The 22,713-nt window shown below is 65.5% G+C and carries 22 protein-coding genes, 1 other RNA gene and 1 pseudogene; 11 read left to right on the top strand and 13 right to left on the bottom strand.

The window, feature by feature from the left end; genetic code table 11:
- A partial coding sequence (gene recQ / locus VB716_RS17195; RefSeq protein ID WP_323271125.1) for a DNA helicase RecQ occupies positions 1 to 1,524 on the bottom strand: 1,524 nt, incomplete at its 3' end.
- A gap of 39 nt (positions 1,525 to 1,563) precedes the next feature.
- On the opposite strand from recQ, the gene VB716_RS17190 reads away from it, so the two are divergent.
- The 4 genes from VB716_RS17190 to VB716_RS17175 all read left to right on the top strand — a co-directional run bounded on the left by VB716_RS17190 (position 1,564) and on the right by VB716_RS17175 (position 5,524).
- A complete protein-coding gene (locus VB716_RS17190) occupies positions 1,564 to 2,490 on the top strand; it encodes a carbohydrate ABC transporter permease (protein ID WP_197170298.1) in 927 nt (308 codons plus the stop codon).
- Between the two features lie 73 nt (positions 2,491 to 2,563).
- Positions 2,564 to 3,907, top strand: a complete 1,344-nt coding sequence (locus tag VB716_RS17185) for a 5-(carboxyamino)imidazole ribonucleotide synthase (RefSeq protein ID WP_323271123.1) — start codon at positions 2,564 to 2,566, stop codon at positions 3,905 to 3,907.
- Between the two features lie 6 nt (positions 3,908 to 3,913).
- Positions 3,914 to 4,095: non-coding RNA, 6S RNA (ssrS, locus tag VB716_RS17180), on the top strand.
- A gap of 46 nt (positions 4,096 to 4,141) precedes the next feature.
- Positions 4,142 to 5,524 (top strand): APC family permease, encoded by a 1,383-nt coding sequence (locus tag VB716_RS17175; RefSeq protein ID WP_323271121.1) that lies wholly within the window; start codon positions 4,142 to 4,144, stop codon positions 5,522 to 5,524.
- A gap of 43 nt (positions 5,525 to 5,567) precedes the next feature.
- Here VB716_RS17175 and VB716_RS17170 read toward each other — a convergent pair whose 3' ends face one another.
- Complete coding sequence (locus tag VB716_RS17170; protein WP_197155922.1) at positions 5,568 to 6,215, bottom strand: NAD(P)H-dependent oxidoreductase; 648 nt, start codon at positions 6,213 to 6,215, stop codon at positions 5,568 to 5,570.
- Between the two features lie 38 nt (positions 6,216 to 6,253).
- Here VB716_RS17170 and VB716_RS17165 point away from each other — a divergent pair, with 38 nt between their 5' ends.
- Entirely contained in the window at positions 6,254 to 6,694 is a 441-nt protein-coding gene (locus VB716_RS17165; RefSeq protein ID WP_197155921.1) for a hypothetical protein, read from the top strand.
- Between the two features lie 16 nt (positions 6,695 to 6,710).
- On the opposite strand, the gene VB716_RS17160 is transcribed toward VB716_RS17165, so the two are convergent.
- On the bottom strand, positions 6,711 to 6,986 hold the full coding sequence (locus VB716_RS17160; protein ID WP_197155920.1) for a DUF2103 domain-containing protein: 276 nt from the start codon (positions 6,984 to 6,986) through the stop codon (positions 6,711 to 6,713).
- A 36-nt stretch (positions 6,987 to 7,022) separates the two neighbouring features.
- Positions 7,023 to 7,328, bottom strand: coding sequence for an ATP-dependent Clp protease adapter ClpS (gene clpS, locus VB716_RS17155; protein ID WP_323271126.1), 306 nt, complete (start codon positions 7,326 to 7,328; stop codon positions 7,023 to 7,025).
- A 261-nt stretch (positions 7,329 to 7,589) separates the two neighbouring features.
- Between clpS and petN the strand changes: the two genes are divergently transcribed.
- Together petN and VB716_RS17145 are read left to right on the top strand one after the other, a co-directional pair.
- On the top strand, positions 7,590 to 7,691 hold the full coding sequence (gene petN / locus VB716_RS17150) for a cytochrome b6-f complex subunit PetN (RefSeq protein WP_197159300.1): 102 nt from the start codon (positions 7,590 to 7,592) through the stop codon (positions 7,689 to 7,691).
- Positions 7,692 to 7,998: 307 nt separating this feature from the next.
- Positions 7,999 to 9,396 carry a hypothetical protein gene (locus tag VB716_RS17145; RefSeq protein WP_197170280.1) on the top strand — a complete coding sequence of 466 codons (1,398 nt, stop codon included), beginning with the start codon at positions 7,999 to 8,001 and terminating at the stop codon, positions 9,394 to 9,396.
- Here VB716_RS17145 and psb29 read toward each other — a convergent pair.
- Entirely contained in the window at positions 9,359 to 10,090 is a 732-nt protein-coding gene (psb29, locus tag VB716_RS17140; RefSeq protein ID WP_197155915.1) for a photosystem II biogenesis protein Psp29, read from the bottom strand. The genes VB716_RS17145 and psb29 overlap by 38 nt on opposite strands.
- A 119-nt stretch (positions 10,091 to 10,209) precedes the next feature.
- On the opposite strand from psb29, the pseudogene clpP reads away from it, so the two are divergent.
- A pseudogene (gene clpP / locus VB716_RS17135) lies at positions 10,210 to 10,806 on the top strand (ATP-dependent Clp endopeptidase proteolytic subunit ClpP); the annotation flags it as partial.
- A gap of 235 nt (positions 10,807 to 11,041) precedes the next feature.
- Here clpP and ftsH read toward each other — a convergent pair.
- The 4 genes from ftsH to pyk form a co-directional block, all read right to left on the bottom strand.
- The gene (gene ftsH, locus VB716_RS17130; protein WP_323271120.1) at positions 11,042 to 13,024 is read right to left on the bottom strand and encodes an ATP-dependent zinc metalloprotease FtsH; all 1,983 of its coding nucleotides are present in this window, start codon (positions 13,022 to 13,024) and stop codon (positions 11,042 to 11,044) included.
- A gap of 101 nt (positions 13,025 to 13,125) precedes the next feature.
- Complete coding sequence (locus tag VB716_RS17125) at positions 13,126 to 13,398, bottom strand: DUF1830 domain-containing protein (protein ID WP_231597921.1); 273 nt, start codon at positions 13,396 to 13,398, stop codon at positions 13,126 to 13,128.
- 144 nt (positions 13,399 to 13,542) lie between these two features.
- Positions 13,543 to 14,772 (bottom strand): ABC transporter permease, encoded by a 1,230-nt coding sequence (locus tag VB716_RS17120; protein ID WP_197155907.1) that lies wholly within the window; start codon positions 14,770 to 14,772, stop codon positions 13,543 to 13,545.
- Positions 14,773 to 14,790: 18 nt separating this feature from the next.
- Positions 14,791 to 16,557, bottom strand: a complete 1,767-nt coding sequence (gene pyk, locus VB716_RS17115) for a pyruvate kinase (protein ID WP_323271118.1) — start codon at positions 16,555 to 16,557, stop codon at positions 14,791 to 14,793.
- A gap of 62 nt (positions 16,558 to 16,619) precedes the next feature.
- Here pyk and VB716_RS17110 point away from each other — a divergent pair, with 62 nt between their 5' ends.
- Both VB716_RS17110 and VB716_RS17105 read left to right on the top strand, forming a co-directional pair.
- The gene (locus VB716_RS17110) at positions 16,620 to 16,949 is read left to right on the top strand and encodes a nucleoside triphosphate pyrophosphohydrolase family protein (RefSeq protein ID WP_197155905.1); all 330 of its coding nucleotides are present in this window, start codon (positions 16,620 to 16,622) and stop codon (positions 16,947 to 16,949) included.
- Between the two features lie 40 nt (positions 16,950 to 16,989).
- Positions 16,990 to 17,511 (top strand): hypothetical protein, encoded by a 522-nt coding sequence (locus VB716_RS17105; RefSeq protein WP_322758697.1) that lies wholly within the window; start codon positions 16,990 to 16,992, stop codon positions 17,509 to 17,511.
- Between the two features lie 10 nt (positions 17,512 to 17,521).
- On the opposite strand, the gene VB716_RS17100 is transcribed toward VB716_RS17105, so the two are convergent.
- From VB716_RS17100 to ilvA, 4 genes are all read right to left on the bottom strand, one after another.
- Positions 17,522 to 18,010: a hemagglutinin gene (locus VB716_RS17100; protein ID WP_197155903.1), complete on the bottom strand. Its 489-nt coding sequence runs from the start codon at positions 18,008 to 18,010 to the stop codon at positions 17,522 to 17,524.
- Positions 18,007 to 18,303, bottom strand: a complete 297-nt coding sequence (locus VB716_RS17095) for a YggT family protein (RefSeq protein WP_197155902.1) — start codon at positions 18,301 to 18,303, stop codon at positions 18,007 to 18,009. The genes VB716_RS17100 and VB716_RS17095 overlap by 4 nt, the downstream gene beginning before the upstream one ends.
- 24 nt (positions 18,304 to 18,327) lie before the next feature.
- Positions 18,328 to 18,876, bottom strand: coding sequence for an SMC-Scp complex subunit ScpB (scpB, locus tag VB716_RS17090; protein ID WP_197155901.1), 549 nt, complete (start codon positions 18,874 to 18,876; stop codon positions 18,328 to 18,330).
- Positions 18,877 to 18,980: 104 nt separating this feature from the next.
- Positions 18,981 to 20,681, bottom strand: coding sequence for a threonine ammonia-lyase, biosynthetic (gene ilvA / locus VB716_RS17085; RefSeq protein ID WP_197155900.1), 1,701 nt, complete (start codon positions 20,679 to 20,681; stop codon positions 18,981 to 18,983).
- A gap of 87 nt (positions 20,682 to 20,768) precedes the next feature.
- Here ilvA and dxs point away from each other — a divergent pair, with 87 nt between their 5' ends.
- Positions 20,769 to 22,688 (top strand): 1-deoxy-D-xylulose-5-phosphate synthase, encoded by a 1,920-nt coding sequence (gene dxs, locus VB716_RS17080; RefSeq protein WP_197155899.1) that lies wholly within the window; start codon positions 20,769 to 20,771, stop codon positions 22,686 to 22,688.
- Positions 22,689 to 22,713: the final 25 nt, after the last annotated feature.

Below are 22,713 nucleotides of genomic sequence, written 5' to 3'. Positions count from 1 at the left end.
ACGCAGGACCGGCCGCACGGCGGCCTCGGCTCCCCAGCGCAGGCCGCCATGGCCCTCCGGCACTGGCTCCAGCAGGCCCAGGGCGCAGAGCTGGCGGATGAGGGCCCGCCACTGCTCCTTGTCGAGCTCCGTGCCGATGCCATACACGCTCAGGCCGTCGTGGCCGAGGCTGCGGATCCGTTCGGTGCTGGCTCCCAGCAGCACATCGACCAGATGGGCGGCGCCGAAACGGTGGCCGGTGCGGTGCACCGCCGAGAGCAGTTTCTGGGCCGCCACCGTCACGTCATGGCGGGTCTGGGGTTCAAGGCAGGCGTCGCAATTGCCGCAGGGCTGATCCAGCGCTTCGCCGAAGTGGCGGAGCAGCACCTGGCGGCGGCAGCTGGCGGCCTCGGTGAAGCCGATCAGGGCGTCGAGCTTGGCGTGCTCGATCCGCTTCTGGGCCAATGGGGCCTCGGAGTCGTCGATGAAGCGGCGCAGCTGGGGCACATCGCCCGGGCCGTGGATCATCCAGGCCACCGCCGGCAGGCCGTCGCGGCCGGCCCGGCCCGTCTCCTGGTAGTACGCCTCCAGGCTCTTGGGCAGGTCCACGTGGGCCACGAAACGCACATCCGGTTTGTCGATGCCCATGCCGAAGGCAATCGTGGCCACCACCACCACACCGCTGCCGCGGCGGAAACGATCCAGGGCCCTGCTGCGCTCTGCGGCCTCCATGCCGGCGTGATAGCCCACGGCGTTGTAGCCGGCCCCCTGCAGCGCCGCCGCCAGCTGGTCCACCCGGCTGCGCGAGCGGGCGTAGACGATGCCGGAATCGCCGCGGTGCTCCTCCAGAAACCGCAGCAGCTGGGCCTTCGGCTCCTCCTTGCCCCGCAGCAGATAGCGGATGTTGGGCCGGTCGAAGCTGGCCAGGAACACCCGACCCTGCTGCAGGCCCAGCCGGTCGACGATCTCGTCACGGGTGCGGGGATCGGCTGTGGCTGTGAGGGCCAGCCTGGGCACCTGCGGGAAGCGGTCCGCCAGGATTCCCAGCTGGATGTACTCGGGCCGGAAGTCGTGTCCCCACTGGGAGACGCAGTGGGCTTCATCGATGGCGAACAGGGCCAGTTGCCGTTCCGCCAGCCGCTCCAGCAGGTCGCCGGCCAGCAGTCGCTCCGGCGAGACGTACAGCAGATCCAACGCCCCCTCGTTCAGCTGGCGCCAGAGGGAGGCACTCTCCTGCGGATCGAGGGCGGAGTGGAGCGCCGCCGCCGCCACACCGGCCTGACGCAGCGCCTCCACCTGGTCCTGCATCAGGGCGATCAGGGGTGAGACCACCACCGCCAGCCCGGGCCGGCACAGGGCCGGAATCTGGAAGCAGAGCGACTTGCCACCGCCGGTCGGCATCAGCACCAGGGCCGAGCCGCCGTCGATCACGTGGCGCACGATCGACTCCTGGGGCCCGCGGAAGCTGGCATAGCCGAACACCTGCCGCAGCACCTGCAGCGGATCGTTGATAGCACCCTCCACCCTGTCGTTGCCCTGCGACACGCTTGTGGTCAGTCCGTTGCTCTCTTCCACAATGGCGCCATGACACGGTCTTCCTCCCAGGATTCCCCAAGGCCGCCGGCCGCCGCCGCTCCGGGGACCGGTGCCCGCAGCGCCTGGACCTTCCTGGCGCCGGCGCTGCTGCTGCTGGCGTTGTCGGTGCTGATCCCAGCGGCGATGGCACTGCTGATGAGCTTCACCCAGTCGGGGCTGGACGTGAACGAGCCGCTGCGGTTCATCGGCCTGGCCAACCTGCGCCGCCTGCTCGCCGATCCGATGTTCTTCCGGGTGAGCGGCACCACCTTCCTCTATCTGGTGGGGGTAGTGCCTCCGATCGTGCTCGGTGCCCTCGCCCTGGCCGTGCTGGTCAACCAGTCCTTGCCCGGCATCCACTGGTTTCGCGCCGCCTTCTACACACCGGTGCTGGTGTCGATCGTGGTGGCGGCGATCGCCTTCCGCTGGCTCTATGCCGAGAACGGCCTGATCAATGGCTGGCTGGTGGCCCTGCTGGGGGAGCGCTTCTCGCCGATCGCCTTTCTGTCGTCGCCCGCGCTGGCCCTGCCCTCGGTGATGCTCGTGACCCTCTGGAAGGGCCTCGGTTACTACATGGTGATCTTTCTGGCCGGTCTGCAGGGCATCCCCACCGACCTCTACGAGGCCGCCGAACTCGATGGCAGCAGCGGCTGGCGCAAGCATCTCGACATCACCCTGCCGCTGCTGCGCCCCTACCTCACCCTCGTGGCGGTGATTTCGGCGATCGCCGCCACCAAGGTGTTCGAGGAGGTGTATCTGATGACCCAGGGAGGTCCGGCCGATTCCACCCGAACCCTGGTGTATTACGTCTACGACCAGGCCTTCGCCGAGCTGGAGATCAGCTACGCCTGCACGGTGGGTCTGGCCCTCTTCCTGGCGGTGCTGCTGCTCAGCCTGCTGCGCTACCTGTTCGCCGGCGATCGGGGGTTCACCTGAGCGGAGTGGCAGGATCGTCGATTGGCCCGATCCCGCCGCCCTGATCCGGCAGCCCCGATCCCACCGAGGTGCGATGACCCCACTGGACGACTCCAAAGCTGCCGCGATCGGCGTGGTGGGCGGTGGCCAGTTGGCCCGGATGCTGGCCCAGGCTGCGGCGGAGCTGGGGGTGCCCCTGCATGTGCAGACCCCCTCGGCCAGCGATCCGGCTGCACCCCTGGCCGCAGAACTGGTGCTGGCCGATCTCAGCGATGCGGCCGCCACCCGGCGCCTGGCAGAGGATTGCGCCGCGATCAGCTTTGAGAACGAGTGGCTCGACCTCGAGGCCCTCGCACCCCTGGCGGCCGAAGGAATCCGCTTCATTCCCAGCCTGGAGGGCCTGCAGCCCCTGATCAGCAAGCGCAGCCAGCGGGAGCTGCAGCAGCGGCTTCAGTTGCCGTCCCCCCGCTGGTTCCCCCTGGATCTGGCCTTGCCGCTGCCCCAGCCGGTGCCGGCCGCCGCGGCCGCAGGCCCCGACGCTGTGACGGCCGCTTCCTCTGACGCTCCTCTCCCCTCCGGCGAGGCTGGTGGCCTTGGGGCTGTACCGATCGATCCCCGTGCTCCCCGGCTGCCGCAGGGATTCAGCTACCCCCTGATGGCCAAGGCGGCTCGCGGCGGCTACGACGGCAAGGGCACCGCCCTGCTCCAGGGTCCTGAGGATCTTGAGGAGCTGCTGGAGCGTGTCGATCCGGCCACCTGGATCGTGGAGGAGTTCGTCGCCTTTGAACAGGAGCTCTCGGTGGTGGCCTGCCGCGACCGGCATGGCCGGGTACTTTGCTACCCGGTGGTGCAGACCCACCAGCATCAGCAGGTGTGCGACTGGGTGCTCGCCCCAGCGGCCGTACCCCATGCGGTGCAGGCCTACGCCCGCAATGTGGCCTCCTCCCTGCTCACGGCCCTGGACTACGTGGGGGTGCTCTCGATCGAGTTCTTCTACGGACCCGCCGGGTTGTTGATCAATGAGATCGCGCCCCGGACCCACAATTCCGGCCACTACACGATCGAGGCGGCACGCACCAGCCAGTTCGCACAGCAGGTGCGCATCGTGGCCGACCTGCCGATCGCCTCCCCCGACATGACGGTGCCCGGTGCCCTGATGGTGAACCTGCTCGGATTCGAGCAGGGCAACGCGGACTACGGTCCCCAGCGCGCTGCCCTGGCCCAGCTGCCTGCAGCCCATGTGCATTGGTATGACAAGACCGGCAGCAGCCTGGGGCGCAAGCTGGGTCACGTCACCCTTTTGCTGAAGGGAGCCAGCCATGAGGCCCGGGCCACCGAGGCCGAGCGGCGCCTGGCTGAGGTGCGCACGATCTGGCCCCTGCCTGCGGCGCAGCCGGATGGGCTGGAGGACGCTCGAAGGGCACCAATTTCCGCTTAAGGTGGTTTCGGGCTGCTGTGTTGGTGACTGCCTTTCACAGTTTTCTGATCTGACTCCCTTTCGATATGGGGGGTCTGCAGCGACGGCAACGTAAACCGGTCTCGAGCCGGAAACGAAGCCCCGCCTTTGACCCCCCTCCTGGTTCTTCCAGGTCGAACACTGGGGCAAGACGGCATGGCGGTCCACCCCATTCCGGGTTCCCGGAACCCCGGATTCAACCGGGAGTTCTTCGCGGTGCCTTCTCCATCTGAGTCCCCCCCCAGCCAGGGCTCGTTGCTCCACATCCTCGGCGCCAGCTTTGGCCTCGCCGGTGCTGTGGGTAGTTCGATCGGTGCCGGCATCCTGCGGACACCGGGCCTGGTGGCGGCCCAGCTGGGCAGTGCTCCCCTGATGCTGCTGGTCTGGCTGGGCGGTGGGATCTACTCCCTGTTCGGCGCCCTGGCGGTGGCTGAGCTAGCCGCAGCCTTGCCTTCGGCCGGTGGCTGGTACGTCTACGCCCGCCGTGCCGCCGGCGATCAGGCCGGCTTCTCGGTGGGCTGGATCGACTGGCTGGGTCAGTGCGCCGGTCTGGCCTGGGTGGCGGTCACGATCGGTGAATACAGCGCAGCGCTGTTGCCCTGGCTGCCAGTCGGCAGCAAGGCGATCGGCCTGGTGGTGTTGTTGACCTTCGCCCTGGTCCAGTTGCTTGGCCTGGCGGCGGGCAGCCTCAGCCAGAAGCTGCTGAGCCTTGCCAAGGCCGGGGCATTCCTGATCCTGATCGCCGCCTGTTTCTGGTTTGCACCACACGCGGCCAGCAGCGCAGCCCCGGCGGCCACCGGTCCCCTGACGGATCCCACGCTGCCTCCACTGCAGGGGCGAGCTCTGGCCGTGGGCCTTGTCTTTGCGCTTCAGGCGGTGATCACCACCTACGACGGCTGGCACAGCCCCATCTATTTCGCGGAGGAGTTCTCCGATCCCGCCGCTGCCCTGCCCCGATCCCTGGTCGGTGGCGTGCTGGCGGTGACCGGCCTCTACCTGCTCGTCAACCTGGCGCTGCTGCAGGTGCTGTCGCTGCCGGAGCTGGCCGGATCGCGGCTTCCCCTGGCCGATGCGGCCCGGCTGTTGTTCGGCGGCGGAGGGGCGCAACTGATCACGGTGCTGGCCTTGATCTCCTGTCTGGGCCTGATCAATGCCGTGATCATGGCGGCCCCGCGGGTGCTCTACGGCCTGGCTCGAGACGGACTTTTCCTCAATGCCGTGGCAGGGGTCAGCTCCGCAGGAACACCACTGTTCGCCCTCGGAATCACGACGCTGACGGCGGCGGCGCTGCTGCTGGTGGGCGACTTCGCCATCCTGCTGGGCATGGCCGCCTTCTTCTATGTGTTGCTCTATGCCACGGGGATCGCGGCCCTGTTCGTGCTGCGCTGGCGGGATCCAGAGCTGGCTCGGCCCTTTCGCGACTGGGGCTATCCCTTCACCGCAGCCACGGTGGGGATCACCTCCTTGGCCTTCCTGGTGGGGGAGGTTGTCTCCGATACGCGCAACAGCCTGCTGGCCGTGGGGTTGATCCTGCTCAGCTGGCCGTTGCATCAGGTGTTTCGGCGGCTCAGCCTTCGATCAGCTGAATGCATCAGCTGAACCAGTCAGCTGAAATCAAGAGGCTGAGAACGGTTCACCGCGTTCAGAGTCGCTCGATCAGGCTGCTGCCGCGATAGCGCACCTTGGCCAGCCTGGCGTACTTGTCGTCTGGCTGGCGATAGCCAGCCGCGCAGACCACACAGGAGCGGTAGCCACTGGTCTCCAGATCCAGGATGCGGTCGTAGTCCGTGGGGCTGAAGCCTTCGATCGGACAGGTGTCCACCCCCAGCAGGGCAGAGGCGGTCATGAAGGTTCCCAGGGCGATGTAGACCTGATTGCTGGCCCAGCGTTCGATCTGCTCGCTGCGGGGCCCGTCGACCAGATCCTTCTGCATCATTTCTCGATAAAACGCCAGCTGTTCCACCGGGACGCCGCGCACTTCGCTGGTCCGTTGAATCAGTCGGTCCAGTTCCGCGGCTCCGATGGTCTGCTGGCGCAGGAACACAACAAGGTGGGAGCAGTCGGTGACCTGACTCTGATCCCAGGAGTGGGGGCGCAACTGCAGGCGCAAGCCCGGATCTGTGATCACCAGGAATTTCCAGGGCTGCAGCCCGTAGCTGGACGGGCTCAGCACCAGAGTCTGCTCAAGAGCAGCCCAGGTCTGGGCGTCGATGCGGCGGGACCGATCAAAGACTTTTGTGGCATAGCGCCAGTTCAGGGCCTGCAGGAGCTCAGACGGGGGCAGGGACATTGGGTAGGAGGGCAGCAACCCTCACCGCGTGGTTGGTGATGGGCCGCATCATTCTGAGGGTCGAATCCCGGAGTGTGGTGATGGGTGAGTTCCAGAACGCGTTCAATCAGTTGCTTGGCCTGGCTCCCGGGCCTGTCTTCCCCAGGGCTCGTCAGCTCTACCTGCGGAAGTACTGCCTCGAGGGCCGTGAAGCTGTTGGCCGATTCCGTACCTTTCTGCTTGAGGAGGAGATCCAGGAGAGCAATGAGGGGGTGGTGCGGGTGCGGGCCCTCGCTTTTGCGGTGGTGCACTGGCAGGCAGCCCAGCTGCCTCTGGCCAGCTACAGCGCCTATCTGGCGGAGCAGTGGCAGATCGAGCCCCAGCAGCTGCAGCTGGTGGAGGCGGAGTGGTTCCGGCAGGGAGGTGCCTATGCCCGCTTCACGGCGCCGGCGGTGTTTGAACGCAGCAGCAGCGGTGAGCTGCTGATGGCGGATGGCTGACGGTTCCCGGCAGGTTTCAGGCCGTCAGGCTGTCGAGGGCCTCCTGGAGACGTTCGCGACTCCAGCTGGTGACCACAAACACCTCCTGGGCCGTGCTGCCGCGGCGGGCCACCAGCTTGTGCCCCCCCGTGATCGGCGTTGAGACCCGCAGGCGCAGCAAAGGGCTTCGCCCCCGTACGCGGCTGATCACCGCCGGGGTGATCGTGTCGATGCCCGGCTGGCGGGCCAGTTGTCGCAGCAGCGGGACCAGCCCTTCCACATAGGTGCTGTGGGTGATCACCACGCGGCCCATGGCTTGATCCCTCCGGAATGATTTCAGTCCCCAGCGTCAGTCCCGTTGCAATGGGGCCATGGTGAGGCCCTCGGCGGCGAGCAGCTGGTGGTAGAGCTCCGCCTGCTCCAGGGGACCAGTCCAGACCACCGCCGAACCCTCACCGTCGATCCGGTGCGCCAGGTCCCAGGCTCGATCGGTGAGCATGCCGGGAATGTGACGCACCAGGCACTCCACCACGTGCTGGAAGGTATTGATGTCGTCGTCGAGCACAACCACCCGCGCTTCGGGGTAGGGAGCTCGCTCCAGCAGCGTGGCTGATCGTGTTGCCGTGCCAGTAGTCGTGACGGTGGCACGGGTCAGACCGAGGGGCGAGGCGGAACCGTCAGACGAAGGAGAGCCGAGGGACGAAGGGGAACCGTGGGCCATGGAACGAGCGGGAGGAGACGGCAGGGCCCCTGACGCGGGCCGGAGACGTGACGACGGGTCGGCCGGACCGAGCAAATCGGCTGGACCGATGGCAGCGTGGGAGTCGAACCCCATTGTGGGGCGCGAGTGCGCCGAGCTGTGCCGGTGGCCTGCCCCATGTCTGGCTACAGTGGGATGACGACAATTCCTGATCCGATGCTGATCACCCTGGGCTGGGCTTCGCTTGCTGCCATCTTCAGCTTCTCGATCGCCATGGTGGTGTGGGGCCGCAATGGCGACGGCACCCTGAATTTCTGAAACTCTCCCTCCACATCCCGTGCCTGAAGCGACCTTCGGCGGCTCCAATCTGCTGGCGCTGACCGCCGTGGTTCTGTTGCTCTTTGTGAGCGTTGGGGTGATCTATCTCTCGGCGATTGAGTGGCGCGACCGTCGCCGGCGTTACGCTCACGAACGCGTTCAGGCTGGTCAAGACAGAAGGGGAGGCGTCAAAGGCAAGTCTGCGGCTGCCCCAGCACGATCGGCTTCCCCGAAGCCACCACGGTGACACCTTCGCTATGGCAGCGTGCCCGCAGACCAAGCCAGCCGTAGACCAAGCCAGCGCCTGATGGACCGGCTTCCCTTGCTGGCCCGTTACCCATGGGTCCGGCCTCAATCTCCCCGGATTCCTCTACGGATCACAGCACTGACCCTGTTGTTGCTGATCCTGTTACCTGTCTGGCAGCTGCAGCGTCAGCCCCGTCCCCGTGCCCAGGGGCTCGAGCGGGTGATGGCCCTGGCTGCCCTGATCCAGAGTTTTTCAGCCACTCCCCAGCGGCCTGTGCCGACCCTCTGGCAGGAGCGGCTTGGCAAGCCCTTGGCCGAGCGTGTCTGGCGGCAGCAGCGCACTCCCTGGTGGCAGCTCTGGAGCCGCAATGGTGACGGTGGCGTGGTGCTGGCCCTGCCGGCTGCAGCCCTTGCTGGGATCCCGACTGCGTCCAGACCGGCTCAGATGCTGGTGGTGGACGATCTTCTGTTGCTCGCGCCCGATCCCCTCACACGTCAGTGGCTGAGCCAGCAGCTGAGCAGCCGTCCCCGCCCCCTGCGGGGTCTGGAGAGGGTCTGCCTTCAGCGACTGGAAACCTCCCAGGCTGTCTTCTGGACTCCCACCGCCCTGGCGGAGATCGCTGGACCCGTGGCTCCGCTGCTGCAGCGCTTTCAGGAGGGCTGTCTGAATCTCAACCTGGCTGGAGCCGGCCTGGCATGGAGTGGAGAGGCTGCGGCGGCGACAGGGCTGCTCTCAGGTCCCGGTTCTGTGGTGGCCGCCAGCGCGGAGCGCGGCCCAGCAACTCCCCTTCCCCTCGCCTCGGACGTGCTGCTGGAATTGCGGGGCTCGTCCCTCGATCTGGTGCTGCAGTCCCTGCTGGCACGGCAACTGATCCGGGATCCGCTGGCCGCTCGTTATGGCATGGGCCCGGCCCAGTTACCACTCTTGCGTCAGGCTCCCTTCCGTCTGCGGGTCCGTCCTCTCGCCTCAGGCCCCTTCCAGGCCGCCCTGGAACTGCAGCTGGCGGTTGGGTCCGATCGCAAGGCCTGGATCACGATCCTGTCCGCCCTGCGGAGCGCTCTGGAAGAGCAAGGGCTGCAGATCATGGCCACCGCAACGGCCGACCCACTCCCCACGGCCACCTGGACCCGGGAGGATGGGGTGGTGATCGGAGGCTGGCGCTGGGTGAGTGTGCGCGGTGCGGCTCCCGAGCTGCAGTTCTTTCTTGGCCCGCTGCCTAAGACGGCCGTCCAGGAGTCCGCACTGGCGGAGGCCCTGCCCCCTGAGGCCAGACGTCTCAGCCAGCTGAGCCTGCGTCTGCAACCTGCCGAGCTGGAGGAACGAGGGTTGCTTCCTCCTGCATTACCGGCCGTGATCCGCTCGGCCAGTCGACTGGAAGTGACCGCCTTGGCAGATCAGGCGGGACGCAACCCAGATCCCCTCAGCCTGCTGACGGGACACCTTGATCTGAACCCTTGACCTCACTGGCGATCTCTCGCTCCTGCTCCGTGGCGATTGCCTGGCGTTCACGGCGACGCCGATCGGCAGCGACGGTCTCCTCCATCAGCTCGACCGCCTGGGCCATCTTTTCGAGGTTGCTGGTGTAGAGCGTCAGGTCCTTGTCGAGGCGCTCACGCAAGAGGCCCATGGCCTCTCCCACATCGTGGGCTGACTGGCGCAGGGCCTGGGGATCCAGGGACTCGGCTCCGCGAGCCTTCTCCAGCAGGCTCAGCAGACCGACGGCCATCAGGCGGGAGTAATGGAAATCGGCACGCTTCACATTGGCCAGCACCGTGGCGACCGGCTCGGGGGCTCCGGCACCCTGCTGTTCGATCCATTGCTTGACCTCGTCGACACTGTGCTCGCCCATGGCGGCCATGGCGCCATCGCGGAGCTCGCGCAGGCGGGTGGCGTCGAAGCCCGAAGAGGTGCAGAGGGCCTCCAGGAGTCTGTCGCGCTGTTCAGGGGGCCGGTACCCCTTGGAGAAGCCGTCAAACACCTGCATCAGCCCGGCGGCAAACAGGGAATCGGCCTGAAATCCTTTCTGCCGGCTGAGCAGATGCAGCTCCACCAGCAGTTCGTCCACCATGCGCCGGTAGAGGGGTGCGATCACATGGGGGAAGGCGCGATGAAAGACGCGCTTGCTATCGGCGACGGTGAGGCAGGCGCTCACGCTCCTCGGGCAGTGTGGTTCTGACCATAGCGCTGCTGCCTGCGGGGCCCGGATCTGTTCGTGCTTTGCCGATTCCGTTGCCACTCCTGGATCAGTAGGATCGCGCCAGCCATCGTTCCCAGCCCATGATCCCGATCGTGATCGAAGAGTCGGGACGGGGAGAGCGCGCCTTTGACATCTACTCGCGCCTGTTGCGCGAGCGGATCATCTTCCTTGGCGAACCCGTCACGGCCGAATCTGCCAACCGTGTGGTGGCCCAGCTTCTGTTCCTCGAAGCCGAGGACCCGGACAAGGACATTTTCCTCTACATCAACTCTCCAGGAGGTTCCGTCTACGATGGCCTCGGCATCTTCGACACGATGCAGCACATCAAACCAGATGTGCAGACCGTGTGTCTTGGCCTGGCGGCCTCGATGGGTGCGTTCCTGCTCTGCGCTGGCACCAAGGGCAAGCGCAGCAGCCTCACCCATTCCAGGATCATGATTCACCAGCCCCTGGGTGGTGCCCGCGGCCAGGCCAGCGACATCCGGATTCAGGCGGATGAAATTCTTTATCTCAAAAAGAAGCTCAACCAGGAGCTTTCCGATCGCACAGGCCAGCCCCTCCCCCGCATTGAGGAAGACACGGATCGCGATTTCTTCATGTCTCCAGCCGAGGCTGTCGACTATGGCCTGATCGACAAGGTCATTGACAAGCGCCCGGTCCGTGCCCTCTGAGCCCTGTTTTCGGCGATGGGTCCTGCTTCCCGCTCAGCTCGCTGCCCTGAAGATCCTGCTTCGAGATTCGCCCTGAGTCGTTGAGTCACTCTGCGTCTCTACGACGCTGTACTGAACACAGGGCTTCTTCCACCCAATCGCAACGAAAAAGCCCGCCATATGGCGGGCTTTTTATGGGTGGCGTTCCGATTCTGATGTCGCTGAGCTGGTCCTCAAAGGCAGCCGCCGAAAATGCTCATGCCTGAACAGCTGGTTCCGGCTCAACACCTCCAGGGCTAGAAGCGCTGTCCTGGTTTAGAGCCTCGCTCTGCAGCAGTGGAGAGAAGCGCTCTTTCTCGGGAATCTGAGCAAATTCCGAAACGATGGCACGGAACTCGTCACCATTGAGGGATTCTTTTTCGATCAGAAGTTCAACCACTCGATCCATGCAGTCACGGTGCTGGGCCACCAAGGCCACCGTTTCGGCGTAAGCCGTCTGCACGATCTGGCGAACGGCGTCATCGATCTTGCTGGCCAGCCGATCGGAGCCATCATTGCGGGTCATCAGGTCACGGCCCAGGAATACCTCCTGATTACCGGCCTCAAACGACACCTGGCCCAGATCACTCATGCCGAAGCGGGTCACCATCTGGCGGGCGATGGAGGCCACCTGCTGAATGTCACCACCGGCTCCCGTGGTGACCTCCGAGTGGCCGAACACCACATCCTCTGCGGCTCGACCACCCAGGGCCCCCATGATGCGGGCCCGCAGCTGTGCCCTGCTCACCAGCATCTGCTCCTCATCTGGAGAGAACCAGGTGAGCCCCTGGGCCTGACCGCGAGGGATCAGGGTGACCTTCTGCACGGGGTCATGGGCTTTGACAAGGGTTCCCACCAAGGCATGGCCAACTTCGTGGTATGCAATCAGCCGTTTGCTGCGCCCATCGGTGAGTGGTTTGCCCTCCATACCGGCAATCACCCGATCAACAGCGTCGTCAATCTCGGCGAGGCCGGTGGCCTGTTTGCGGCGACGGGCCGTCAGGATGGCAGCCTCATTGAGCAGATTTGCGAGATCAGCGCCGGAGAAGCCGGGGGTGCGGCGGGCAATGGTCTCAAGACTCACATCATCGGCGAGGGTTTTGTCGCGGCTGTGAACCTTCAGCACAGCGAGACGACCTTTGATGTCAGGGACATCCACCTGAACCTGACGGTCGAAGCGACCCGGTCGCATCAGGGCTGAATCGAGGACATCCGCTCGGTTGGTGGCAGCGATGATGATGATGCCGCTGTTCCCCTCAAAGCCGTCCATCTCAGTGAGCAGCTGGTTGAGGGTCTGCTCCCGCTCGTCGTTGCCGCCTCCGATGCCGGCGCCGCGCTGACGACCCACCGCATCGATCTCGTCGATAAAGATCAGACACGGACTGTTTTCCTTGGCGCGCTTGAAGAGGTCACGCACACGGCTGGCTCCGACGCCAACGAACATCTCGACGAACTCGGATCCTGAAAGCGAGAAGAACGGCACGCCTGCCTCCCCAGCGATCGCCTTGGCGAGCAGAGTTTTGCCGGTGCCGGGAGGGCCCACCAGAAGCACACCCTTGGGAATCTTGGCCCCGACCGAGGTGAAGCGTTCAGGGGTCTTCAGAAAGGTCACGACCTCCTGGAGATCCTGTTTGGCTTCTTCCACACCGGCCACATCGTCGAATTTGACGCCGGTTTCGGCTTCCATGGCGAAACGGGCTTTGGTCTTGCCGAACTGCATCGCCTGGCCAGGACCACCAGGCATGCCCGAGGAGCGACGGGCCAGGAAGATCAGCGAGCCGATCAGGAGGAGCGGAAAGAGCAGATTGCCGAGCAGGCCCAGAACAGGAGGAGCATTCTTTGGAGGATGAATGTCAAAGCTGATGCCTTGCTCCTTGAGCTTGTTCACCAGCTCAGGTGCCACCCCGGGCAGATCAACCCTGAGGCGCTGAACCCTGTTGTCAAGGTCGGGGTCAACAGCTTCGATCACGGCACTGCGGCCTCCATCAAAAATGTCGACGGCCGTCACACGACCGGCATCGACATAGTCGAGAAACCGCCCATAACTCATGCGGGCCACCGCCGTGTTTCGGGGTGCCGCTGCGGTGCCATCGGGCTGGAGCCGGGAAGTGACCCCGCTGCCAAGCAGTTGCCAGGCGAGAAAGCCGGCCACAGCCAGCGGTAGCAGCCAGAGAGCGATCAGACGCCAGCGCTGGTTCATACCTGAGAGTAATTCTTACCAACTGTAACGCTGCGACAGCGCCAACTGGAGAAAGTTCTTCAAATGCTCCTTGCCACCGCGTGGCCAGCGCTGAGGCTGGATCAGCCGGTCTGAAGCCAGGGGGTGGGCGCGGGGGTCAGGTTCATGGTGGTTGGGCTGAAGGGCTGTTCGATCAGCAGTTCACGACCCTGAAGACGCTCCAGAAGTTCCGGTCCCCCGAGCCCATGGGTCCAGATTTCCACATCGCCCTCGGGGGGGCAGTGAAAGCTGAGCAGCTCAAAGGGGAACACCACGCGTTCCAGGTAAAACTGATCCGGTCCACAGCAGCGCACGATCACCATGCGCTCTGTGGTGTTGCGATATCCGCAGGACATCAGTTCCAAGGCCAGAGACAGGTGGGATTCTTGGAACCATCAACCCATTAACCCCGTCTCGGTTTGGTGACCATGGCCACGCTTTTTCGGGTTTAACAGTTTCTTCGGTCTTGGCCGGGCATCCGCGGGGTTTGCAGGGGAGCCCTACAGACTGCGAAGCGCCACGATCGGATCCAGCCGTGCTGCCCGCCTGGCCGGGACGACGCCGAAGAACAGGCCGATTGATCCCGACAACCCCACGGTGATCAGCACCGTTCCAGCGCCCACAGCCGCCGGTAGGGGTGTGAAGGTTGCCACCGCGGCCACCGCCGCCAGTCCCACGGCACTGCCGATCACGCCGCCGAGGCTGGAGAGCACCAGGGATTCCACCAGAAACTGACGCAGCACGTCGCTGCTGCGAGCACCCAGCGCCTTGCGCAGGCCGATCTCCTGGGTGCGTTCGCTGACCGACACCAACATGATGTTCATGATGCCGATGCCGCCCACGAGCAGAGAGACGGCTCCGATCGCCGCCAGCATCAGGGTCAGCCCACCAGTGATCGTGCTCACGATCGTCAGGGCATCCTTCTGGGTGCGCACGGCGAAGTCGTCCTCCCGCAGCAGGCGGTGGCGCTGGCGCAGCAGGTTGGTGATCTGAAACTTGGCGGCGTTGATGCTGTCGTCGTCGCGGGCTTCCACGCTGATGAAGTTGAGACTCACTCCATAGGTGGGATCACGGCCGCTCAGTTTGCTCACCATGGTGGTCAGGGGGACGTAGGCGGCTTCGTCCTGATTGGAGCCGAACACGGCCCCCTTGGCCCCCAGAACGCCGATCACCTCAAACGACTGATCGCGGATGCGCAGTTGCCGGCCGATCGCGCCTCCGGTGGGCAGGAGCTTGTCACGCAGATCGGGGCCGATCACGGCCACATTGCGTGCGGAGCTCAGATCGCCGCTGTTGAAGAACCGGCCCTGGGCGAGATCAAAGCTGCGTACGGTCAGGAATTCCGGCGTCACCCCCGACACAGACGCGGAGGTGCTCAGACCGCCTGCCTGGATGACTTCGCTGAGGGTGATCTGGGGGGCGACCCGCCGCACGCTCGGCACCTGGGAGGCGATCGCTTCGGCATCCTCCAGCACCAGCGTTTTGGGGAAGTCGATGCCCTGGCGACGGGTGTCGTTATTGCCCGGCACCACAAACAGCACGTTGGCTCCGAGGGTGCTGAGCTGGCCTTCGGCCAGGTTCTGGGCTCCCTGACCCACCCCCACCAGGCTGATCACCGAGGCATTGCCGATCACGATGCCGAGCATGGTGAGCAGGCTGCGCAGCCGGTTGGAGCGCAGGGTGGTGAGCGCCATCCCGACCGTTTCGGCCAGCGGAAGTCTCGAGGCCATGGAGGGGATGCAGCCGACCTACAGGATGGACCGATAACCGTCGGCGTTGTGGCTGCGAGCACCACGGTGCACCAACCCCTCCGGAACATCCAGGGTGACGATCTCCCCCTGTCGCAGATCCGTGGTGGCATTGATCACACCCACGATCGCCGGGATGCCGATCCGTTCGGCGATCACGGCGGCATGGCTGTCGCTTCCCACGGTTTCGGTGATCATCCCCTTGGCCTTGCGGATCGCGTCCACATAGGCGGCGGAGGTTTCCGGCACCACCAGAATTTCACCCACCTGCAGCATGGCGGCCTCTTCCGGGGTTCTGGCCAGCCGTACCCGGCCACTCACCGAGCCGCCACCGACGCCGGTGCCCCTGCCCAGCACTGCCGAGACGATCCCCACCTTGATGAAGTCGGTGGAGCCACTGATGCCAGCCAGGGTGCCGGCGGTCTGGACCACCAGATCGCCATCGCTGAGCAGAGCCATCTCGCGGGCGATGCCCATCGCCATGCTGAAGGTGCTGGTGCTGGAGTTCTGCTCCTTCACCAGCAGGGGCGTCACGCCCCAGACCAGTTGCAGTTGCCGTGCGACCGCCACGTCACCGGTGATTGCCAGGATCGGTGTGCTCGGCCTGAACTTGCTGACATTGCGAGCGGTGGCGCCGCTCTTGGTGAGCGTCAGGATCGCGGAAGCACCAAGCTGGCGGGCGATGCTGCTCACCCCCTGGCTGATGGCGTTGGGGATTGTGTTGGCCAGATGGCTGTCAAGCGTGCGGCGCGGGTAATCGCGCTCGATGCGTCGCGCGATCTGATCCATGGTGGCCACAGCTTCCACCGGGAAGTCCCCCACGGCTGTCTCGTTGGAGAGCATCACCGCATCGGTGCCGTCGAGGATGGCATTGGCCACATCGCTCACCTCGGCGCGGGTGGGCCTGGGGCTGGACGCCATCGAATCGAGCATCTGGGTGGCCGTGATGATCGGGATGCCGAGGCTGTTGGCCTTGCGGATCAGCTCCTTCTGAAGCAACGGCACTTCCTCAGCTGGCATCTCCACACCGAGATCACCACGGGCCACCATCACCCCGTCACAGAGGGGAAGGATGGCGTCGATCTGATCGATCGCCTCGAACTTCTCGATCTTCGCCACCACCGGCGTGTTGTGACCCTGGCTGTGGATCAGATCGCGGATCTCCTGCATGTCGGAGGGGTTGCGCACAAAGCTCAGAGCCACCCAGTCGACGCCCTGCTGCAGTCCGAAGGTCAGATCTTCGCGATCCTTGTCGGTGAGGGCTCGGATCGAAAGCTGCACATCGGGGAAGTTGACCCCCTTGTTGTTGGAGAGAACCCCGCCGACCGTGACGCTGCAGTGAAGGGTCTGCTGGGCCCGATCCACCTCCTCCACCAGCATCTCGACCCGGCCGTCATCGAGGAGGATGCGGCTGCCGCAGGGCACTTCGTCGGCGAGTTTGTTGTACGTGACGGTGGCGATGGTCTGGTCGCAGCTCACATCCCTGGAGGTGAGACTGAAGCGATCACCGTTCGCCAACGTGATGGGGCCGCCAACGAAGCGCCCCAGGCGGATCTTAGGACCCTGCAGATCCTGAAGGATGCCGATGTTGGCTCCCATCTGATGCGCCACCTGCCGGATGGTGGCGATCCGGGTGGCATGGTCGGCGTGATCGCCGTGGGAAAAATTGAGCCGGAAGGTGGTGGCACCGGCTTCGATCAGTTGCCTGAGCCGTTCCGGCGATTCGGTGGCGGGCCCGATGGTGGCCACGATCTTGGTGCGACGCATGGGACCGGACAGAACCATCGGTGACAGCCGGAAACTACCATCCAACCTGACGATCTCCAGTCATGGATTTGCGCAGCTATCAGCAGCGCTCCCGGGCCACGGCCCGTTACCCCGATGCTGGTGCCAACCCGATCTATCCCACCCTCGGCCTCTGCGGTGAGGCCGGCGAGGTGGCCGACAAGGTGAAGAAGGTGCTGCGGGATCGCGGTGGTGTGTTCGACGCCGCCGTGCGGGAGGGCCTCAAGGCGGAGCTGGGGGATGTTCTGTGGTACGTGGCTCAACTGGCCACCGAACTGGATTTCGATCTGGAGGAGGTGGCCACCGCCAATCTCGCCAAACTGGCCAGCCGGGCAGCCCGCGACGTGATCGGCGGCAGCGGCGACGATCGCTAGGGCGGATTCGGTAGACCGGAAGGCAGTTTGCGTCTCTGCCATGCACCGCGTCCTGGCGGCGTCCTGGGAAACGTCCTTGCGCGTCCTGCGGCATGCTTTGGTCGTGGGGCTGCTGCTGGGCTCATTGCTGGGGGGGATCGCCCCTGCGCTGGCGGCCGAGCTGGGCGTGCGCGAGGTGGTTCTGGAGCCCTGCCCCCGCAGTGATGTGGGTGCCCAGCCGGAGCAGGGACGCAGCGGCACAGCCAGTTGTTACGCGTTGCGGGGCGTGGTGGCAAACCCCAGCCGTCGGGCGGTGGTGGATACGGATGTCTACGCCGTGATTCTCGATGCCAGTGGCGAGCCGGTGCTCCAGAACCGCACCCGGGTGGGCTCGATCGGTGATGTGCCGCCCGGCGACTCCGCCTTCGCTCTGCGTCTGGCTGTGCCGGCTGGAACCCCTGGCCCGCTGCAGGTTCGCCATGTCAAGGCGCGGGGATTCAGCGCGCCCGTGCGGCGGCGTGCGGGTGAGAACGATGAACTGCTGCCGCTTGAGCAGGCCCTGGATCCTGTCGACCCTGCCTGAGTGTTGCTGCTCAGGGGTGGTCGCGGTGGATATGGCCATCGCGCCAGCTCCAGATCCACGGACTCAAGGCCAGCAGTTCCTGAAGATCCTGCCGCTGCCGCAGGCTCAACGGGATGAATTCAGTGGCGTAGCTGAACTGGGGATCCCGCACCGACTGGTTCAGCACGATGCTGCCCTCTTCCCCCGAAAACGAGCGATGCAGGGTGCCGATCGGGATCTGCAGGGCACCCATGGCCCGCTGCAGATGCACGACATGGTGCGGCTGATCCCAGGAGGGGTTGAGCAGCACGAAGGTGCGGCTGCCACTGAGCACCAGGTTGTGATCCACCTGATGCTGGTGCCGGTAGAACTGAAAAAAGTCCTCGTCGTCGGGGGGAGAGACAGCCGGACCCTCGTGGACCACCACGTCGGTGCCATTGCTGTGGGGAACGCTGGCATCGAAGAAGGTCACCAGCGGGGTGTGCCGGAAGACGTGGATCGGAACGAAGGTGAGGGTCATCCGTACATCGACGCCTGGGCCATCAGCGAGGCGCTGGCACCGCCCAGCAGGCTCTGGAGCAGTTGCAGGGCGATGAAGGCCAGAATCGCCGACAGGTCGAGGCCACCCAGGGGTGGGATCAGGCCCCGGAAGGCATTGAGGTAGGGATCGGTGATCGAGCTCACGGTGGAGAGCAGCGGGTTGCTCCAGTCCAGGTTGGGGAACCAGCTCAGCAGGACCCGCACCAGCAGGATCAGCGTGTAGATCTCAAGGGTTCTGGCCAGAACGGCCAGCAGCAGGCTGAGGATTTCCATGGGTCGGGTGCCGTCGGCTCGACTCTATGCAGCCTTCTGATCCGGAGCCCGATCCGGAGACGGTGGGGATTCCCCGTTCGCCGCTCCCTGCTCGTCGGCCCGGGCCGGCAGCACGGCGAAGGTACGGTGAAACTTCTCGCTCAGGCTGATCCAGTAGGAGCGTCCATCACTCTGGCGTTTCCGTTCAATGAAATTCTGAGCGAGCAGTTCCTTGATGTGGTCGTAGGCGCCGGAGCCACGCAGCTCCACCAGATCGGACTGCAGCAGTCGCTTCTTCAGCGCGATCGTGGCCAGGGTACGCAGGGCGGCGGTGGACAGGTCCACCGGCAGAAGGCTCTGGACCAGATCGCCGAGGCTGTCCTTGAGCTGCAGCCCGTAGTGCTTGCCCTCCTGGCGGATCTCGAGGGCCGTATCACGATGGGCGTAATCGGCGATCAGGGCGATGAGGCCCAGTTCGGTCTCTTCTGGGGTGGTGGCCGCGATTGCGGCCAGTTCCACCAGGCTGAGGGGGCGCCCCTTCAGATAGAGGATCGCCTCGAGGCGTGCCGGCAGGGAGAGGGTGTCTCGGGCCATCGACGCGAGAGCAGGGGGGAAAGGGCGGCGCTGCGGGCGTCACCGAAACCTAGCGGAGCTGGCAAGGCCAGCTCTGGCGGCCGATTGCACGATCTCGGCATGGCCTATTCGCCGGCCGTGGGCTGCTCCAGCCTGTTGGGAGGTTGATCGGCTCCCAGGAACAATCGGTAGGCGGGATTGCCCGTCTCGTTCCAGTGGCGATAGGCCAGGCCTGCCAGAAACTGCTCCCAGGCCGCCTGCTCGTTCGGAGGCACCTGCAGACCCACCACGATCCGCCCCACGTCGGCGCCCTGGTTGCGGTAGTGAAAGATGCTGATGTTCCAGCTGGCATGGAGTGCCTGCACGAAGGTCATCAGGGCACCCGGTTTTTCCGGGAACTCAAAGCGGTAGAGCAGTTCTTCGCTCTGGGCGGCGGCGGCTACGGCACCGGCGGGCAGGCGTCCACCCACCATGTGGCGCAGGTGCAGCTTGGCCAGTTCGTTGTCCGAGAGATCGAGGCAGGCGAACCCGCCGCTTCGCAGTTCCCCGATCAGCTGCCGGGTGTCGCGGTGGCCGCGGATCTGGACCCCGATGAAGATGTGCGCCACCCGGGGATCGGCCATGCGATAGCTGAATTCGGTGAGGCTGCGCCCCCCCAGGAGCTCACAGAACTGACGCAGGCTGCCGGGCCGCTCCGGAATCTCCACGGCCAGCATCGCTTCGCGCTCCTCGCCCAGTTCGGCCCGTTCCGCCACGAAGCGGAGTCGATCAAAGTTCATGTTGGCGCCGCAGGCCACTGCCACCAGGGTCCGCCCTTTCAGGCCCCGCCGTGCCACGTCGGCCTTCATGCCGGCCACCGCCAGGGCTCCGGCCGGCTCGAGGATCGAGCGGGTGTCCTCGAACACGTCCTTGATCGCGGCGCAGATCTCGTCGGTGCCCACGGTCACCATCGCATCCACGTATCGCTGCGCCAGCGCGAAGGTGTGCAGCCCCACCTGCCGCACCGCCACCCCATCGGCGAACAGGCCGACCTGCTCCAGGATGACCCGCTCCCCGCAAGCCAGGGAGCGGGTCATCGCATCGGCGTCGGTGGGTTCCACGCCGATCACCTCCACAGCGGGCCAGAGGCTTTTCACATAGGCGGCGATGCCGCCGATCAGGCCGCCGCCACCCACTGCCACGTAGATGGCATCGGGGGGTGAGGAGCACTGCCGCAGGATCTCAAAGGCGATCGTGCCCTGGCCGGCGATCACCTCCGGATCGTCGAAAGGGTGGATGAACGTGAGTCCGCGCTCGATCTCCAGCCGCCGGGCTTCCGCGCAGGCCGCGTCGTAGTTGTCGCCATGCAGCACCACCTCGGCGCCTCGGGCCGCCACGGCCCGCACCTTCATCTCCGGTGTGGTGACCGGCATCACGATCACCGCGGTGCAGCCGAGCTTGCGGGCCCCGAGGGCCACGCCCTGGGCATGGTTGCCGGCGCTGGCGGCGATCACCCCCCGTTCCAGCTCGGCGGCAGAGAGCGACGCCATCTTGTTGTAGGCGCCCCGCAGCTTGAAGCTGAACACCGGCTGCAGGTCTTCGCGCTTGAGCAGCACGGTGTTCTCAAGCCGGCCCGAAAGGTTGGGGGCCGCATCGAGTGGCGTTTCGATCGCCACGTCGTAGACGCGCGCCCGCAGGATGCGTTGCAGGTAACTGCTCGCTTCGGGCAACGGCTCGTCCCTGCCGTTGGCATCGCTGCCGAAGGCCTGCCCGTCGGTGGTCGGCCCGCAGCTGGTCTGGGACGCGACGGCGCGGGATGAAGGGGCGCTGGAGCGTGGGTCGATCATGGGCGTCAGTGTCGCAACCCCCTGTAGCGGATGTCGCCGTCCCCCGGGAACGACCACCTAGATTGACCTCCACGAGAGAGCCAGGGCATGCATCTCAGCGAGCTGAGTCACCCCAATCAATTGCATGGGCTCAGCACCGCTGACCTTGAGGCGATCGCACGACAGATCCGGGAGCGCCACCTGGAGGTGGTGTCCACCAGCGGCGGCCACCTCGGTCCTGGACTTGGCGTGGTGGAACTCACCCTGGCCCTCTATCAGACCCTCGACCTTGATGAGGACCGGGTCGTGTGGGACGTGGGCCATCAGGCCTACCCGCACAAACTGATCACCGGCCGCTACAACGATTTCGACAGCCTGCGCCAGAAGAGCGGGGTGGCCGGTTATCTCAAACGCAGCGAGAGCCGCTTCGACCACTTCGGTGCCGGCCACGCCTCCACCTCGATCTCGGCTGCCCTGGGCATGGCCCTGGCGCGAGATCGCCGTGGCGAGGATTTCAAATGTGTGGCCGTGATCGGTGATGGCGCCCTCACCGGTGGCATGGCCCTGGAGGCGATCAACCACGCCGGCCATCTCCCCCGCACCCGATTGCTGGTGGTGCTGAACGACAACGACATGTCGATCAGCCCGCCGGTGGGGGCTCTCTCCACCTACCTCAACCGCATGCGGCTGAGCCCGCCGGTGCAGTTCCTCTCCGGCAACGCCGAGGAGGCCATCCGCCATCTGCCCTTCCTGCATGGCGAGCTGCCCCCGGAGCTGGAGCGCATCAAGGAGGGCATGCGCCGCCTGGCCGTTCCCAAGGTGGGTGCCGTCTTCGAGGAACTGGGTTTCACCTACATCGGCCCGATCGACGGCCACAACATCCCCGAGATGGTGCGCACCTTCGAGCTGGCTCATCGCACTGAAGGCCCCGTGCTGGTGCACGTGGCCACCACCAAGGGCAAAGGCTATCCCTATGCCGAAGCCGATCAGGTGGCCTATCACGCCCAGTCGGCCTTTGACCTTAAAACCGGCAAGGCCTATCCCTCCAGCAAGCCGAAGCCGCCCAGTTACAGCAAGGTCTTCGGTCAGACCCTGGTCAAGATCTGTGAGCAGGATCCGCGGGTGGTGGGAATCACCGCCGCCATGGCCACGGGCACCGGGCTGGATCTGCTCGAGAAGGCCCTGCCCAAGCAATACATCGATGTCGGCATCGCCGAGCAACACGCCGTCACCATGGCGGCCGGCATGGCCTGTGAGGGGCTGCGGCCGGTTGTGGCGATCTACAGCACCTTCCTGCAGCGCGCCTATGACCAGCTGATCCACGATGTGGGCATCCAGAACCTGCCGGTCACCTTTGTGATGGACCGGGCCGGCATCGTCGGAGCCGACGGCCCCACCCATCAGGGCCAGTACGACATCAGCTACCTGCGTGCCGTGCCCAACTTCACGGTGATGGCTCCGAAGGACGAAGCCGAACTGCAGCGCATGTTGGTGACCTCCATCCACCACACCGGCCCCTGCGCGATTCGCATCCCTCGCGGTGAAGGCGAGGGGGCTCCGCTGATGGAAGAGGGCTGGGAGCCTCTGGAGATCGGCCGGGGTGAACTGCTCACCGATGGCGACGACCTGCTGATCGTGGCCTATGGAGCCATGGTGGCGCCAGCCATGGCCACCGCCGGTCTGTTGCAGGAGAAGGGAATCCGGGCCGCCGTGGTCAATGCCCGTTTCCTTCGCCCCCTTGATGAAGCCCTGATCCTGCCGCTGGCTCGCCGCATCGGTCGGGTGGTGACCATGGAGGAGGGTGCCCTGCCCGGTGGCTTCGGTGCGGCCGTGGTCGAGAGTCTCAACGATCACGATGTGCTGGTACCGGTGCTGCGCCTCGGCATTCCTGACGTGCTGGTGGATCACGCCACCCCGGAGCAGAGCAAGCTGACCCTGGGTCTGACGCCACCCCAGATGGCGGAGCGGATCCAGCAGCGCTTTGCGGGCGTCTTCGTGACCGCGGAACGCCAGGCGCTTCCGGTCTGAGCCGGGTGCATCACAGAACGGCTGT

The organism is Synechococcus sp. CCY9201 (assembly GCF_034931105.1).
Lineage (GTDB): Bacteria > Cyanobacteriota > Cyanobacteriia > PCC-6307 > Cyanobiaceae > CBW1002.
Note: the sequence above shows the minus strand (reverse complement) of the source record. Positions and strands in the feature narration are given on the sequence as shown.